This window comes from Neptuniibacter sp. SY11_33, from assembly GCF_047778025.1.
Classification (GTDB): domain Bacteria; phylum Pseudomonadota; class Gammaproteobacteria; order Pseudomonadales; family Balneatricaceae; genus Neptuniibacter.
In genome coordinates this window covers 2,607,581-2,624,147 of the sequence record NZ_CP180543.1, presented here as the reverse complement: position 1 = coordinate 2,624,147, position 16,567 = coordinate 2,607,581, and the positions used below count along the sequence as shown (strand labels likewise).

15 protein-coding genes and 1 tRNA gene are annotated in these 16,567 nt (G+C 44.4%); 13 read left to right on the top strand and 3 right to left on the bottom strand.

Annotated features, from left to right (window positions below):
* Position 1: 1 nt before the first annotated feature.
* A complete protein-coding gene (locus tag ACMXYV_RS12350) occupies positions 2-1,414 on the bottom strand; it encodes a LutB/LldF family L-lactate oxidation iron-sulfur protein (RefSeq protein ID WP_415888776.1) in 1,413 nt (470 codons plus the stop codon).
* Positions 1,415-1,420: 6 nt separating this feature from the next.
* Complete coding sequence (locus tag ACMXYV_RS12345; RefSeq protein ID WP_415887409.1) at positions 1,421-2,212, bottom strand: (Fe-S)-binding protein; 792 nt, start codon at positions 2,210-2,212, stop codon at positions 1,421-1,423.
* A 192-nt stretch (positions 2,213-2,404) separates the two neighbouring features.
* Between ACMXYV_RS12345 and ACMXYV_RS12340 the strand changes: the two genes are divergently transcribed.
* The 13 genes from ACMXYV_RS12340 (at position 2,405) to ACMXYV_RS12280 (ending at position 14,961) form a co-directional block, all read left to right on the top strand.
* Entirely contained in the window at positions 2,405-3,103 is a 699-nt protein-coding gene (locus ACMXYV_RS12340; protein ID WP_415888775.1) for a FadR/GntR family transcriptional regulator, read from the top strand.
* Positions 3,104-3,194: 91 nt separating this feature from the next.
* Positions 3,195-4,964, top strand: coding sequence for an ATP-binding protein (locus ACMXYV_RS12335; protein WP_415888774.1), 1,770 nt, complete (start codon positions 3,195-3,197; stop codon positions 4,962-4,964).
* A gap of 147 nt (positions 4,965-5,111) precedes the next feature.
* Positions 5,112-7,031 (top strand): threonine--tRNA ligase, encoded by a 1,920-nt coding sequence (gene thrS / locus ACMXYV_RS12330; RefSeq protein ID WP_415888773.1) that lies wholly within the window; start codon positions 5,112-5,114, stop codon positions 7,029-7,031.
* 27 nt (positions 7,032-7,058) lie between these two features.
* Positions 7,059-7,604 carry a translation initiation factor IF-3 gene (gene infC / locus ACMXYV_RS12325; protein ID WP_415891443.1) on the top strand — a complete coding sequence of 182 codons (546 nt, stop codon included), beginning with the start codon at positions 7,059-7,061 and terminating at the stop codon, positions 7,602-7,604.
* 104 nt (positions 7,605-7,708) lie between these two features.
* A complete protein-coding gene (gene rpmI, locus ACMXYV_RS12320; protein ID WP_007022505.1) occupies positions 7,709-7,903 on the top strand; it encodes a 50S ribosomal protein L35 in 195 nt (64 codons plus the stop codon).
* Between the two features lie 38 nt (positions 7,904-7,941).
* Positions 7,942-8,298, top strand: a complete 357-nt coding sequence (rplT, locus tag ACMXYV_RS12315; protein ID WP_415881844.1) for a 50S ribosomal protein L20 — start codon at positions 7,942-7,944, stop codon at positions 8,296-8,298.
* A gap of 163 nt (positions 8,299-8,461) precedes the next feature.
* Complete coding sequence (pheS, locus tag ACMXYV_RS12310) at positions 8,462-9,445, top strand: phenylalanine--tRNA ligase subunit alpha (protein WP_415888772.1); 984 nt, start codon at positions 8,462-8,464, stop codon at positions 9,443-9,445.
* Between the two features lie 49 nt (positions 9,446-9,494).
* Entirely contained in the window at positions 9,495-11,891 is a 2,397-nt protein-coding gene (pheT, locus tag ACMXYV_RS12305) for a phenylalanine--tRNA ligase subunit beta (RefSeq protein ID WP_415888771.1), read from the top strand.
* A 20-nt stretch (positions 11,892-11,911) separates the two neighbouring features.
* Positions 11,912-12,217: an integration host factor subunit alpha gene (ihfA, locus tag ACMXYV_RS12300; protein WP_415888770.1), complete on the top strand. Its 306-nt coding sequence runs from the start codon at positions 11,912-11,914 to the stop codon at positions 12,215-12,217.
* Positions 12,195-12,548: a MerR family transcriptional regulator gene (locus ACMXYV_RS12295; RefSeq protein ID WP_415881840.1), complete on the top strand. Its 354-nt coding sequence runs from the start codon at positions 12,195-12,197 to the stop codon at positions 12,546-12,548. Before ihfA ends, ACMXYV_RS12295 begins: the two co-directional genes overlap by 23 nt.
* 159 nt (positions 12,549-12,707) lie before the next feature.
* A complete protein-coding gene (locus ACMXYV_RS12290; protein ID WP_415888769.1) occupies positions 12,708-13,937 on the top strand; it encodes an FIST signal transduction protein in 1,230 nt (409 codons plus the stop codon).
* Positions 13,938-14,016: 79 nt separating this feature from the next.
* A tRNA-Pro gene (locus tag ACMXYV_RS12285) sits at positions 14,017-14,093 on the top strand.
* 241 nt (positions 14,094-14,334) lie between these two features.
* Positions 14,335-14,961 carry a class I SAM-dependent methyltransferase gene (locus ACMXYV_RS12280; RefSeq protein WP_415888768.1) on the top strand — a complete coding sequence of 209 codons (627 nt, stop codon included), beginning with the start codon at positions 14,335-14,337 and terminating at the stop codon, positions 14,959-14,961.
* Between the two features lie 101 nt (positions 14,962-15,062).
* On the opposite strand, the gene ACMXYV_RS12275 is transcribed toward ACMXYV_RS12280, so the two are convergent.
* The gene (locus ACMXYV_RS12275) at positions 15,063-16,385 is read right to left on the bottom strand and encodes a Na+/H+ antiporter family protein (protein ID WP_415888767.1); all 1,323 of its coding nucleotides are present in this window, start codon (positions 16,383-16,385) and stop codon (positions 15,063-15,065) included.
* Positions 16,386-16,567 lie beyond the last annotated feature (182 nt).

The window sequence follows — 16,567 nt, the reverse complement described above, 5'->3', positions numbered from 1 at the left end:
CTTATTTCTCCGCCTGTTTGTGGGCTTTCCATTGATCCATAAAGGTCTTGCCTTGAGGTGCTGGCATATCACGCCAATCAGTCCAGCCTCCGGCTAACGGCATTTTCTTGATACGGCCTTTCTTGCCAGCGAGTTTGTTCATAAACCAAGCGGAGCTTCTTGCTAACCAGCGGTATAGGGCAGGGCGTTTGGCAAAAAATGCCCAGCCAGCAATGCCAAACCTGACTGCTTTGGGTGTTAAGTGTTTTTCAAACTCTTTCTCTCTCCAGTGGCGCATCAATTTTGGAAGCGGAATACGTACGGGACATACTTCTTCGCACTTACCACAAGATGTTGATGCGTTTGGTAGATGAGCAGCTTTATCAATGCCGATCATCTTGGGGGTTAAAACAGAACCCATAGGGCCCGGGTAAACCCAACCATAAGAGTGGCCACCAACAGCACCGTATACGGGGCAATGGTTCATACAAGAAGAGCATCGGATACAGCGAAGCATATCTTGAAACTCTGTACCCACCATCTCGCTGCGGCCGTTATCAACTAACACCACATGGAAGTTTTCTGGTCCGTCCTGATCTTCAGCGCGTTTTGGTCCTGTGGATAACGTGTTGTATACCGTAAATTCCTGACCTGTTGCAGAACGAGCCAGTAGTCGAAGGAACAGGCTCATATCCTCCAGCGTAGGTACGACCTTCTCGATGGAGGTAATCACAATGTGAGTTTTTGGTAGGGTCTGAGTCAGATCACCGTTACCTTCGTTGGTCACGATGATGGTTGAGCCAGTTTCTGCTACCAGAAAGTTGGCTCCTGTAAGCCCAACATCAGCACCTACGAATTCCTTTCTCAGTACTTCGCGAGCTTCCTTCATCAACGCCTGTGGATCTTCTGTTTTCGGGCGCTTGTGATGTTCGTGGAAGGTTTCGGATACATCATTAACATTCAGGTGAATTGCTGGCGCAATAATATGGCTCGGATGATCATCACGAAGCTGTAGGATGTATTCCCCCAAATCTGTCTCGACAGGGCGTACACCGTTCGCTTCAAGGTATTCATTTAGGCCAGTTTCTTCCGAAACCATCGACTTACCTTTAGTGATGGTCTTGGCGTTTACCTGTTTGCAAATATCGAGAATAGTTTGGTTGGCATCGTCACCTGTTCTACACCAGTGAACATGACCACCATTTTTAACAACGTTATCTTCAAACTGTTCCAGATAGATATCTAGATTCTGAATAATGTGGTTTTTCAGATCACGTGCTTCATCACGCAGATCGTCAAACTCTGGTAGGCGCTTGATTGCATTAGCACGGTTAACTGGGAAGCCGTGTTTAAATTGACCTAGGGCTTCTTGAAGTTCTACGTTATGTAGCGCTATACGAGCGTTTTCTTTAAATTCTGGGCTTTTAATATGCATCGTGTATTACCCCGCGCTCAGTTCAGAGGCTAGCTCATATTCTGCTTCGCCAATGGCTGGCGTATCAGTCATACCAGCTAAAATCTCAACTACATGACGTGCTTCGATTTTCTTGCCTTCGCGTTTAAGCTTGCCGGCCATATTCAATAGGCAACCTAAATCACCGCCGACTAAAGTGCTCGCACCGGAATCGCTGATATATTCAGTTTTGTTAGACACCATGCGGTTGGATATATCTGGATATTTAACGCAGAAGGTGCCGCCGAAGCCGCAGCAGGTTTCTGATTCTTCCATCTCGTTGAGAGTTAAATTCTCAACCTTAGAAAGCAGCTTACGTGGTTGCTGTTTAACGCCGAGTTGGCGAAGACCAGAGCATGAATCGTGGTAGGTGATTGTGCCTTCAAATGCGGCATTGATGCGGTCGAAATCGACTACGTCAGTTAGGAATTGGGTGATCTCAAATGCGCGCGCTTTAAGATCCAATGCGCGTGCTTTCCAAGGGTCATTTTCGTCAAAAACCTCTGGGTAATAATGTAGCATTCCGATACATGAACCGGATGGCCCAACGACATATTCATAGCCATCAAAAGCTTCAATCGTTTTTCTAGCAATTTCAGCAGTGGTTGCTTTATCACCTGAGTTATATGCAGGTTGGCCGCAACAGGTTTGTGTTTCTGGCACTTCTACTGTGCAGCCTGAAGCTTCAAGTAGTTTTACGGTTGCGAATGCAACGCTAGGTCTAAACATATCTGCTAGACAGGTTACAAATAAACCGACTTTAGGATTCTGATTTGGCATGAATGTCATCGCTATATTGGTCAGCTCTACCTGATAAGGAATCAGGATCTCACGTCACTGACGTTTCTTATTTTTCTTCAGGTTCTAGTGCCTGAAGTTTTATCTGTTATCCAAAAGATAGTTAAGAGATGGCACAAAGGAAATGCTAAACTGATAACTGGTCTGACCAAGAAGTGGTGTGAGGTATGCGGTGTGACAGTAAAAGATGCAAATTTAAGTCAGAAGCTCAGTTCTGAGCTTCAGAGTCAAATTTTGTATGGCGATATATGCCCAGGCGAGAAACTGCCATCTCAGCGCGTATTGGCAGAGCGATATAGCCTTTCTAGAGCAACGGTTCGTGAAGCTGTACAAGATCTTGAATTAAAGGGCATTATCGAAACTTATCATGGTGGTGGGAGCTTGTGCAGGAACTTGCTCGAAAGTCATTTTTCCATGCCCTCTGAAAGCATTGGCGATAACTTTGAGTTTCAGGTTCAAGTGATGGAAATGAGGGCAGCATTGGAAGGGGAGGCAGCTTACTACGCTGCTTTGCGTGCATCTGATGAGCAACTCGATCGAATTGGACAAGAGTATGCAGCCATGCAGGTGCGTAGTAGTGGTAATACGACCCTAGCTAAAGCCAAAGCTGATCTCAGGTTTCATATGATGATTGCGGAAGCCAGTCATCATCTACTGGTTATCTCTTTTAGTCAGATTTTCTATAACCGTTACTTTAATGCCATATATGGCGTGTTAGATCGTACTCTCAAAAAGTTTGGCCGTTATCCTGATGGAATTAGTGCGCAACATACACAAATCTTTCAGGCGCTAATTAATAGGGATGCTAAGTTAGCGCGTAAAGTTGCGACTGAACATATTGACTACACTAGAAGGCAATTAGAAGCTTCTTAACCGCTTGATATTGGTGATAATCTTAATTAACCAAACCTAAAAAATGCTCCTATACTTTCTTAGTGTTGTATAAAGGCTGGAAGGGTGGGGAATGCAGGTTCGTAAGTCGTTGGTGTGGAAAATAATATTTCCTGTCCTGTTGGTAATGGCATTGCTGGTCATCGCCATTTTGTACTACTTACCGAAAGTCATTACACAACAAGCTATTGATGAAGCTCAGACCAGAGCAGAAGAAACAGTAGAGCAATTTAAACGCTTAAGAGGGTATTACACTGAAAATGTAGTAGGTGAAGTGCTCTTACATTCTGATATTGATGTCACAACTGATCATAAAAGCACATCAAATACTATTCCTTTACCAGCAACCATGGTGCATGAACTGAGCGAGCAATATTCGCAACAAGGTACTAGCATCAAGTTATATAGTTTTTTCCCCTTTCCAAATCGTGCAGAGCGGCAACTAGACGAGTTTGCTAAGCAAGCTTGGCATTATCTTAATGAAAATCCGCAATCTGAATATATAAAGGTTTTAAAGAACGAAGCTGGTGCCAGTATTGTGCGTGTTGCTATTGCTGATACCTTGGTTGCTGATACGTGTGTGAGATGCCACAACAGTCATCCCTTTTCTCCAAAGGTAGATTGGCAACTTGGAGATGTTAGAGGAATATTAGAAGTCGATAGTATCATTGAGCCAGCTATTAAAAGTGGTGAGGCCCTAGGCATGAAGCTGGCTTTGATGGTCTGCGCGGTCATCGCTTTCCTCGTCATGTTGATTTACGTAATCCATCATTATCTATTTCAGATTCCATTGCATAAATTAGCCATGTTGTTGGAAACTTCGACTGATCACAATACAAAAAGAGAGGGAGACGAGTTATCGGAATACTCAGCGATGAATTATCCCGATAATCATGAGCATGATGAAATAAGTTTTCTTTATTATAAGTTCTCTCAACAGCATGAACGTTTGGATGCTAATGCCCAAGCGATGCGCGAATACCAAGAAAAGCTGGAAGCCGAAGTTAAGCTGAATGAGCAGTTGTTAGAAGAAAGAGAAGCTCAGTTGAGTGAAACTCAGGATCAGTTGGATGCTACTCAAAAAGAGTTACTGCAAAGCGAAAAACTATCTGCATTAAAGCGCCTCGTTAGCAGTATTGGGCATGAAGTGAGTACGCCATTAGGTGTTTCTAAAACAGCGTCATCATTTTTAACTGAGGAAACTGATGAGGTTATGAACAGTTTCCTAAACAATACGATGACACGTACGCAATTTGAAAAGTTCTTATCGGATACTCACGAAGCAGGTGAGCTTTTAACTTCAAATTTAACCCGAGCGCATGATTTGATGCTTGCGTTCAAGCAAATAGCTGTTGATCAGATTAGTGAGCAAAAGAGGGATATAAATCTAAGAGAATATATTCAAGATGTGTTGTTAAGTTTAAAACCCTCTTACAAGAACGCTCCTGTTGAAGTTGTGAATAATATTGATCTTGATATCGAATTAAATGTAGATGCTGGGGCTATTGCACAAATTGCGACGAATTTAATGACCAATTCATTGATGCATGGTTTTAAAGATGGAACGGTTGCCGGTACTATAACGTTTAGCAGTGAGATAAGGCCCGAAGAATACGTGCTTATTTACGAAGATGACGGTGAAGGTATCACTGAAGAAGTACAACAGCATGTCTTTGAGCAGTTTTATACAACTCGGCAAGGTTCAGGAGGAACGGGTATGGGGATGTATATTATCCATGAGCTTGTTAATAACAGACTGCTTGGCGTTATCAAATTTAGTAGTAACGAAGGTAAAGGAATCAATATCCGAATCTCTCTACCGAAGTCTTCTGGCTCCGAATAGATCCTCATTGCACATAGTCCTAGCTCCTTTTCTTTGATTGACCTATAATCGCGCCAACTTACAACGTACTTGGTTTGTACGGTAAGTAATTTGTATCGAATATAAGTGGCCTTACGTATGGGTCACCACTGAAATCAAGGAAATAACATGCCTGTAATTACCCTACCAGATGGTAGCAAACGCGAGTTTGCTAACCCTGTTACTGTATTTGAAGTTGCTGCTGATATTGGCGCTGGTTTAGCTAAAGCTGCATTAGCCGGTAAAGTTGACGGTAAAGAAGTTGATACCTCTTTCACTATTGAAAATGATGCTGATCTAGCCATCATCACTGCGCGTGATGAAGAAGGTCTAGAAGTTATCCGTCACTCTACTGCTCATTTGATGGCTATGGCTGTGCAAGAGTTGTTCCCTGGTGCTCAGGTAACGATCGGGCCTGTTATTGAAGATGGTTTCTATTATGACTTTGCTTACGAGCGTCCATTTACACCAGAAGATCTAGAAAAGATCGAAAAGAAAATGGCCGAGCTAGTTAAGCAGAACCTACCTGTTACTCGTTCCTTGATGAGTCGTGATGAAGCGACCAAAATGTTTGATGAGATGGGTGAGAAGTACAAAGTTGAGTTGCTTCAAGCTGTTCCAGATGACGAAGATCTATCTTTTTACTCTCAAGGCGAATTCATCGATCTATGTCGTGGCCCACACGTTCCGTCTACTGGCCACATCAAAGCATTTAAACTGATGAAAGTTGCTGGTGCATACTGGCGCGGTGATTCTAACAACGAGATGCTACAGCGTATTTACGGTACTGCGTGGGGCGACAAAAAAGCACTTAAAGCTTACCTGCACCGTCTAGAAGAAGCAGAGAAGCGCGACCACCGTAAACTAGGGAAACAGTTAGATCTGTTCCACCTGCAGGAAGAAGCACCGGGCATGGTATTCTGGCATCCTAAAGGTTGGGCACTTTATCAGGGTATTGAGCAGTACATGCGTCAAAAGCTTCGTCCGCGCAAGTACGTAGAAGTTAAGACTCCTCAGGTTGTAGAGCGTACTCTTTGGGAAAAATCAGGTCACTGGGAAAAATTCTCTGAAGAGATGTTTACCACGCATTCTGAGAACCGTGATTTCGCCGTGAAACCAATGAACTGTCCATGTCACGTTCAGGTGTATAATCAGGGTATTCGCTCTTATCGTGATCTGCCATTGCGTATGGCTGAGTTTGGTTCTTGCCACCGTAATGAACCATCTGGAGCGCTGCACGGTATCATGCGTGTTCGTGGCTTCGTTCAGGACGATGGTCATATTTTCTGTGCTGAAGATAGTATTCAGAGTGAAGTATCTGAGTTCATTGATTTCCTACACGAAGTGTATGCGGATTTTGGTTTCCAGGAAATTCAGTACAAGCTATCTACTCGTCCTGAGAAGCGTGTTGGTAGTGATGAAGTTTGGGATAAATCTGAGAAGGCTTTGGCTGATGCATTGGATAATGCTGGTCTTAAATGGGATCTGTTGCCGGGTGAAGGTGCGTTTTATGGTCCTAAGATCGAATTCTCTCTGAAGGATTGTCTTGGTCGAGTTTGGCAGTGCGGTACAGTTCAGGTTGATTTCTCTATGCCGGGTCGCCTTGGTGCTCAGTTTGTAAACGAGCAAGGTGAGCGTGAAACACCAGTGATGATTCACCGTGCAATTCTGGGTTCATTCGAGCGATTTATCGGTATTCTGATCGAAAACTATGCGGGTGCATTACCAACTTGGTTGGCGCCGGTACAAGCGGTTGTGATGAATATTACGGACAAACAAGCTGATTATTGTCAAAAAATTGTTCAAAATCTTGAAAATCAAGGATTCAGAGCCGAGTCAGACTTGAGAAATGAGAAGATCGGCTTTAAAATTCGCGAGCGTACTTTACAGAAGGTGCCTTACCTTCTTGTAATAGGCGATAAAGAAGTAGAGGCGGGTGAGGTTGCTGTACGTACACGTGCGGGTGAAAACCTAGGCGCTATGCCTCTAGAAAAATTTGTAAACCTTCTTAGCAGTGATGTCGCTAAGAAAGGTCGTCAGGACTCATAAGTCTAAAAACAGTCAGGAGATAAGACTATCAGGCGTGATAACAGAAGGGGCGCTCGCAGAGAAGAGCCCATGATCAATGAGAATCTACTGAAAGTAACTAAACAGTGCAGGCTTATTGGTCCAGACGGAACACAGATTGGCATCGTACCGGTAAATGACGCTCTTGTGGCAGCACAAGAAGCGGGACTTGATCTGGTGAAAATTTCTGAAGCTGATCCCATCGTTTGTAAAGTGATGGATTATGGCAAGCATCTTTATGAGCTGAAAAAGCAAAAGAATGAAGCCAAGAAAAAACAGCATCAGGTCCAGATCAAGGAAGTGAAATTCCGTCCTAATACGGAAGAAGGGGATTATCAGGTCAAGCTACGCAACCTGATACGTTTCCTTGAAGCAGGAGATAAAGCCAAGATAACTTTGCGTTATCGTGGTCGTGAGATGGCCCATCAGGAACTGGGTATGCAGTTGCTCCAACGAATCGAGAAAGATTTGGAAGAGTTAGTAACTGTAGAGCAGCGTCCTAAGATGGAAGGCCGTCAACTGGTCATGGTCTTAGCTCCGAAGAAGAAAAAGTAACTCGTTACTTTACTTAACCCGTGACTGACTTGTAAAAGTTGGCTACGGGTTTTGTCGTTTGTTTCGGGTGAAAAAAAATTAACGAATGCGTGGAGATTTTAGTAATGCCTAAGATGAAATCTAATAGTGGTGCGGCTAAGCGTTTTAAGAAAACCGCTAACGGCTTCAAACACAAGCAGTCTTTCACTAGTCACATTCTGACTAAGAAATCTACTAAGCGTAAGCGTCAGCTTCGCCCTATGCTGCAGGTACACGCTGCAGACAAGGCGTTGGTTCGTCGCATGCTGCCTTATATTTAATCGATTTTTTAGCTAACAGAATTTAGAGGAAGAAAGACATGGCTCGCGTAAAACGTGGTGTTGTTGCTCGTCGTCGTCACAAGAAAGTCCTGAAAAAAGCAAAAGGTTATTACGGTGCTCGTAGCCGTGTATTCCGCGTTGCTAAACAGGCGGTAATCAAAGCTGGTCAATATGCATACCGTGACCGCCGTCAGCGTAAGCGTCAGTTCCGCGCATTGTGGATTGCACGTATCAACGCTGGTGCTCGTATCAACGGTTTGTCTTACAGCCGTTTCATTGCTGGTCTGAAAAAGGCTAACATCGAGATCGACCGTAAGGTTCTAGCTGATCTTGCTGTTCACGAAGCTGGCGCATTTGCTGCAATCGTAGAGAAAGCTAAAGCTTCTCTAGCGTAAGCTAGCACCCAGTGTCGTGTAAGCGACTACTTTGAGATAGGGGAAGGGTGCGAACTCTTCCCCTATTTTTTCGGTTATTTTGCCCAGTTTTCTGCGGAACATTTGGCAAAGTAACTGATTACTAACCAATTACCGTACTTATCCTTCTATTCGGAGCCGGATAATGGAAAACATTCAAAGCCTTTTGGCAGCAGGTACTGAAGCTGTCGCTACGGCAACTACTACTCAACAGTTGGACGACGTTCGCGTTCAGTACTTGGGTAAAAAAGGTGAACTTACTGCATTATTAAAAGGCTTAGGCAAGCTATCTGCAGAGGAACGCCCGCAAGCAGGTGCTAAAATCAACGAAGCTAAACAAGCGCTTCAAGAAGTTATTAATGAGCGCAAAGCTGCACTAGAATCAGCGGCTCTAGAAAGTAAGCTAGCAGCTGAAACGATTGATGTAACTTTACCGGGGCGTGGTCAAGCACTAGGTGGTTTGCACCCTGTGACTAAAACCATGGAACGAATTGAAGAGTTTTTCGGCGGTATCGGCTATACGGTAGAAGAAGGTCCAGAAATCGAAGATGATTATCACAACTTCGAAGCCCTAAATATTCCTTCTCATCATCCGGCTCGTGCTATGCACGACACATTCTATTTTAATGCGAATACATTGCTGCGTACGCACACTTCAGGTGTTCAGGTGCGTACAATGGAATCGCAAGAACCACCACTACGTATTATCTGCCCAGGCCGTGTCTATCGCTGTGACTACGACCAAACCCACTCTCCAATGTTCCATCAGGTTGAGGGTTTGATTGTCGATAAAGATATCAGCTTTGCTGATCTAAAAGGCACGCTAGAACAGTTCCTACGTGAATTCTTCGAAGAAGATGTTCGTGTGCGTTTCCGTCCATCTTACTTCCCGTTCACGGAGCCTTCTATTGAAGTAGATATCGACCGTGGCGATGGTAAATGGTTGGAAGTACTAGGTTGCGGTATGGTGCATCCTAAAGTATTTGAAGCTTCAGGTATCGACCCTGAAGAGTACACCGGCTTTGCTTTCGGTATGGGTGTAGAGCGTTTGGCTATGTTGCGTTACGGCGTAAATGACCTGCGTCTATTCTTTGAAAACGACCTGCGTTTCCTGAATCAGTTCAACTGATCACGACAACGTTTTAAGCGGTTATTAACAGGATTTTCGGGAAAGCAAAATGAAATTCAGTGAAAAGTGGTTACGTGAGTTGGTTAACCCTGCAATCAGTACGCAGGAGCTAGTTGATCAGGTCACAATGGCAGGTCTGGAAGTAGATGAAGTTGAAGCTGCAGCGAAAGATTTTACCGGTGTTATCGTAGGTGAAATTCTAACGGCTGAGCAGCACCCAAATGCAGACAAACTTCAGGTTTGTACAGTAACTAATGGTAGTGAAGTCGCGCAGGTCGTGTGTGGTGCACCTAACGCGCGTGCCGGTTTGAAAACAGCATTCGCTACTGTGGGCGCGGTATTACCAACCCCAGATGGTAAAGAGTTTAAGATTAAGAAAGCGAAACTACGTCAGGTAGAGTCTTTCGGCATGCTATGTGCGGAAGATGAGCTAGGTATTTCAGATGATCACGACGGTATCATGGAGCTTCCAGCTGATGCACCTGTAGGTACTTGTATTCGTGAATACCTGAACCTCGATGATAAAGTAATCGATGTAGATTTAACGCCTAACCGTGGTGACTGCTTAAGTATTTCAGGTTTAGCTCGTGAAGTGGGTGTGTTAAATAAAGCGCCTGTCACTTTTGTTGCAGACAAGGCAACTGAAGCTACTATTGATGCTACTTTTCCTGTAGAACTTAAAGATGCTACTGACTGTCCTCGTTATGTCGGTCGAGTTATTCGTGGTATCAATCCACAAGCAGAAACACCTCTGTGGATGAAACAGAAGCTAGAGCGTTCTGGTGTACGTAGCATTGATCCGGTTGTAGATGTAACGAACTATATTCTGCTAGAGCTTGGTCAGCCAATGCACGCTTTCGATCTGGATAAACTATCTGGTGGTATCGTGGTTCGTCGTGCAGAGCAGGGTGAAAAGCTTACGCTTCTAGACGGTCAAGAAGTTGAGCTTAATGCTGATACATTAGCAATTACTGACGCAAATGGCCCTGTTGCAATGGCTGGTATCATGGGTGGTGAGCCGACCAGCGTTACTTCTGCAACACAGAATATTTTCCTAGAAAGTGCATTCTTCAATCCGATCTCGATTGCTGGCCGTGCACGTTCTTATGGTTTGCATACAGATTCTTCTCACCGTTTTGAGCGTGGTGTAGATTGGCAGCTTCAAAATCAAGCGATTAACCGTGCTACTGAGCTTCTACTTGAGATCGTAGGTGGTGAAGCAGGTCCAGCTGTTGAAACTGTTAATCAGGATGAGTTACCAGCAGCGCGTCAGGTATTCTTGCGTCATAGCAAAGTTAATGCGATGTTAGCGTTTGAAATGCCGGCTGCTGAGATTGAAGAGATCTTAACTCGCCTTGGTTTGGTCGTAGAGAAAACTTCTACTGAAGGTGAGTGGCACGTTTCTGTTCCATCTTATCGCTTTGATATCGCAATTGAAGTCGATCTGATCGAAGAGTTGGCACGTGTATACGGCTACAACAATCTACCTGTTCGTACGCCAACAGCGTCTATGCCAATTAAGGCAAACGATGAAACTAAAGTGACAATCCAGAATGTCCGTCGTGCATTGATTGCACGTGGCTATCAGGAAGCGATCACTTACAGCTTTATCGAAGCGGGTCTACAAAAGCAGTTCGATGACCAATTTGAAGGTATCGCATTAGCTAACCCAATTTCTGCTGAAATGGCTGTGATGCGTACATCGATCTGGCCAGGTCTAGTAAAAGCGTTGCAGTACAACCAGAACCGTCAGCAAGCACGTGTTCGCCTATTTGAGAGCGGTCAACGCTTCTTACCAACATCTGGTGATGAGATCATTCAGGAAAATGTAGTGGCTGGTTTGTTGGCTGGTGCACGAGACCCTGAAGGTTGGAATGCAGGTAAAGATCAAGTTGATTTCTTTGATATCAAAGGTGATCTAGAGAGCTTGCTTTCATTGGGCGGCGCTGAAGGAGACTTCTCGTTTGTGGCTGATCGTCATGTTGCTTTGCACCCAGGTCAGACTGCGCGTATTGAGCGTAATGGCGAAAAAGTAGGTTACATTGGTGCATTGCATCCTAACTTGGTTAAAGAGTTAGGTCTAAATGGTGCTGTGTATCTTTTCGAGATTAACCAAGCTGCTTTGACTCAAGGCAAACTGCCTCGCTACCAAGAAATTTCTAAATTCCCAGAGTCTCGTCGTGATCTAGCACTTATTGTAGATGAAGGCGTTGCTTTTGATTCAGTGCGTCAATTGGCTGAAAAAGAAGCGGGTGAATTCGTTAAAGAAGTAACACTTTTTGACGTTTACCAAGGCCAAGGTATTGAAAAAGGTAGAAAAAGTCTTGCTGTGGGCTTGACGTGGCAGCATCCTTCGCGCACTCTTAATGATGAAGAAATAAACAGCGCCACAAGTGCGGTTATTTCTGCACTAGCCAGTGAGTTTGGTGCCTCATTGCGAGAATAAGCAGCGAAAGGTGATTTATCATGGGCTCGTTAACAAAAGCTGAAATGGCGGAACGCCTGAACGAAGAGCTAGGATTAAACAAACGTGAAGCCAAAGAGATGGTGGAGACGTTCTTTGATGAAATCCGGGCATGTCTGGCTGCTAACGAGCAGGTAAAATTGTCCGGCTTCGGTAACTTTGACCTTCGCGATAAGCGTCAAAGGCCGGGCCGGAATCCTAAAACTGGGGAAGAAGTGCCTATCTCGGCTCGCCGTGTTGTAACCTTCCGTCCAGGTCAGAAACTGAAGGACCGTGTCGAAACCTATGCTGGAGACACCCCAGAGTAACGATCCCAACCCAATCCCGGGTAAACGTTATTTTACAATTGGCGAAGTTGCTAAGCTTTGTGATCTCAAGGCGCATGTATTGCGTTATTGGGAGAAAGAGTTTTCACAAATCTCGCCTGTTAAGCGAAACAACCGCCGCTATTACCAGCGACAGGATGTTTTGTTGATTCGTCAGATCAAAAGCTTATTACACGATCAAGGTTACACCCTGAGTGGTGCTAAACAGTATCTTGCGGGTGATAATAATGAAGATGATCAAAGCCAATACAAGCAATTACTTCGACAGACGATTTCTGAATTAGAAGATCTATTGGAATCTATTAAGCGCTAGTGTTCTTTTAGTGCTTAATTTCACCCCTCTATTCAACGCCCGTTTTACTTATATAGTTTATTTATACTTACACTTTGGCACTGTTTCGCGCCTTAGTGGTTGGCTGAGCTCTATAGCTTGATTAGCATCTAGGTTGTTAAACAAGCTAGGATAGTAGAGATGGCGATTCTAAGAGTAGGTTTAGGGCATGACCAAGATGCTTCAGTGGCTGCGAGTGATGCGATGGAGCTCACACCTAAACCTGACTTGGTGATCTGCTTTGTTAGTTTCTCTTTAGATGTTGAGAAAGCCTACAATGACATTAGATCAGTTGTAGGAGATGACGTTCCTATTGTGGGCGGTAGTTCTTGGGGAGAAATCTCTAGCTTGAAACAAGGGCCTCAGGAGGCGAGCGTTGTTGTAATGACGCTACAGAGCGCTTATTTCAGTGTCGGTTTAGGCGTCGGTCAAAACCTATCAAAGCAACCTGAGCGAGCTGCTAAAGACGCGATTCGCGAAGCTTATTCAAACTTGCTCTCAAATCCCGCTGTCATGTCTTTGATGGCAATTGCCTTAGACAGCAAAGGGGCAAAAGAGGTCTCTAGAATAAAGCCCTGTATCAATATGGTCTTACCTGATGGAACTTCCGCTCAAGAAGAAGCTTTTTTACGTAGTCTCATTTTAGAAACTGGGACGGTCTCCCAAGTCATTGGTGGTTCAACAGCTACAGATTTCTCAGATGCTAAAAGTTATCAAATCAGCAATGGTGTTCATCAAGATTCTGCTGTTGTAGCGAGTTTTAGTAGTGGCTTAAAGATAGGCACGGCTATGGGCCATCCTTATGTGGCAGCTAATAAAGGCGCTGTAGTAACTCAGGCTAAAGGGCGGACTGTGCAGATGCTCAATGGTAAGCCAGCGACAGAAGTGCTTCAGAAGCTGTTAGGTGGGGAAGAGCTGACCCCTGAGCTATTTATTCAAAATCCTTTTGGCATTAAATCATCAGATGTATTTGCAGAGTACACAATCAAAAGTGCCCAACAGGTTCATGATGATGGTGGCGTGAGTTTTTATGCGGAAATTCCCAAAGGTGCATTTCTACGTGAAATGAAAACGGATGCTGAGATCGCGAGGGAGCGTTTCAAGGAAACGTTACAGAAGGCGATTATCGATGCCGGTAGTCCCAAGAAAATCGGCGCGGTGGTCATTTTTAACTGTATCTTACGTCACCTATTAAAAGCACGTTTAGAGGTGGATGATGTTTGCTTGGTTAAAGAGGTCTGTGGCGAAGATGTACCTGTTATAGGTTTTAATACATTTGGCGAGCAGGGAGCAACTCAGGGCGGTTCAATTGGTCACTATAACCAGACAGCAACCATCATGGTGATAGGGGAAGAGGTTATCACTCAATAAGCGGAAAAAATCTTTCCAGATTCAGAGTGTTCGGTTAAGATAACCGCCACTTGAAAGTGTTCATTTTCAAGATCTTAGTCGGGATGTAGCGCAGCTTGGTAGCGCACCTGCATGGGGTGCAGGGGGTCGTAGGTTCAAATCCTATCATCCCGACCATTTCTTAATAATACTATGATTTTTCTAAGCTAGCTCACTATGAGGTATTGGCGTTTGATGTTGTATGCCACATGCTCAAGGTTTATGGCATCCTGTCAGCGGTGAACAAATCTATTTTGTCGTGCCTTGTCCCTTTTATTTTGCATTGATCCATTTGAAGCGCGCTAAGATAGGGTGATGAGTAAGCTAATGTCATTATTTTAGAAGACAATTTTAAAAAATTATTTATGTGAATTTCTAAATGAGTAATAGCTATAGCAAAGAAAGTTTAAGTGAAATCGAACGCGTGACTTTAGGGCATTATGAATCGAATGCAGCGTCTTTCTGGCATGGTACTCGTGATCATGATGTTAGCCAGAATATTGATGCCTTATTAAGTGCATTACCACAACGAAAAGGGTTGGATATTTTAGATTTCGGTTGCGGGCCGGGCCGTGATCTTCTTTCTTTTAAGGCCTTAGGGCATTCTCCTACCGGGCTCGATGGAAGTAAGACTTTCTGTGAGATGGCCCGATTACATAGTGGCTGCCCTGTGCTGAATCAGTCGTTTTGTCATCTCGATTTAGGGGAAGAGTGCTTTGATGGAATTTTTGCTAATGCTTCTATGTTCCACGTCCCCAGTCAGATGCTCGGTGAGGTTTTGTCTAAATGCTATATTGCGTTGAAACCAAATGGCATCTTATTTACTTCAAATCCAAGAGGGGCGGCGGAAGGTTGGAATGGTGAGCGTTTTGGTCACTATATGGAGTTAGAGGTGACCGCTCAATATCTAGAGGGTGCAGGTTTTCGTATTCTTGACCATTATTATCGCCCAGAAGGTTTGCCTTGTGCGCAACAGCCTTGGTTGGCAATTGTCAGTCAGCGCTAAGGTTGTCGGTTTTTGCTAAAGAGGTCATATAGATTGAAGCAGTGCTCTCGGTGGCAGGGTAAAGGCCTTACTATAAGCTAAGGCCTGTCTGTTCTGTGCTTTTATAAGGTTACTGCTGCAAACCAACCAAAGGCGAGTAGTGGCAAGTTGTAGTGCAAGAATGTCGGTACGACCGTATCCCAGATATGATTGTGTTGCCCATCGACGTTTAAGCCTGATGTCGGGCCTAGAGTCGAGTCAGACGCAGGGGAGCCGGCATCACCTAAAGCTGCAGCTGTGCCGACTAGAGCAACGATAGCTAAAGGGCTAAAGCCTAACTGAATAGCTAATGGTACGTAGATCGCTGCAATAATTGGGATTGTTGAGAACGATGAGCCTATGCCCATAGTGATCAATAAACCCACCAATAGCATCAAGAAGGCAGCTATCGGTTTATTTTGGCCTATAACGTCAACTGAACTTGTCACTAGCGCTGCGATATCACCGGTTTCTTTAAGCACCTCAGCAAAACCTGATGCGGCAATCATGATAAAGCCAATGGTTGCCATCATTTTCATCCCATCAGTTAAGACGCCGTCAGATTCTTTCCAGCGGATCACGCCAGTAACGGTAAATAGGATAAAGCCAAGCATGGCTCCCATGATCATGGAGTTGGTAACTAGCTGTGTTACGAAGGCTACACCGATTGCTACCAGAGCAACGACAATGCTCTTAAAATTAAAGTCATCAACGCTGTTTTCGACAGCTTTGATTTTTGACTGATCATATCGACGTTTTCCGCGATAACTGATGAACACGGCGATCAATAGTCCGCACAGCATGCCCGCAGCAGGTATGCTCATCGCTTGAATCACTGAGATGCCTGTTGTGTCTAGTCCGCCTTGACCGATATGTTTAAGTAGAATTTCGTTAAGGAATATTCCTCCAAACCCTACCGGCAGAAGCATATAAGGGGTTACTAGGCCAAAGGTCAGTACGCAGGCAATTAAACGTCGATCCAATTTCAGTTTGCTCATCGCTAGAAGCAAAGGCGGTATTAAAAGTGGGATGAACGCAATGTGGATCGGGATTAAGTTTTGTGACGAAATGGCTACCGCTAAGATAATTATGAGTAGTAGCGTCTTGATCTTATTAACCCGTGCAGGTGTAGGATCTTGCCCAATCACTGTTATTGCTTTATTCGCTAATAAGTGTGGCAGGCCTGATTGTGCAATTGCGACTGCAAAGCCACCTAGCAATGCATAGCTCAAGGCAACGCTTGCACCGCCGCCAATCCCAGCATTAAAAGCATTGATTGTAGCATCTAGGCTCAATCCTCCTGACAAGCCGCCGACAAGCGCGCCAATCAAAAGAGCAATAACCACATGGGTTCTAAAAAGGCTCAGTACCAACATGGTTAGCACTGCAATAATCACTGCGTTCATAGTTAAGCCTAGGGCTCCACATTTTTAAAAAAGGGCGCACCATGGGGGAAGGGCGTTGGGGAGTCAATATGTGAAATGCAAAACAGGTTTAGCAGCTAAAATTGATTTTTTCTCGCGCTTTTAGCCTAGTTTCTTTACGAAATTCAGGGCGAAAAACTACAGATAGAAGGGATTGGTCAGGG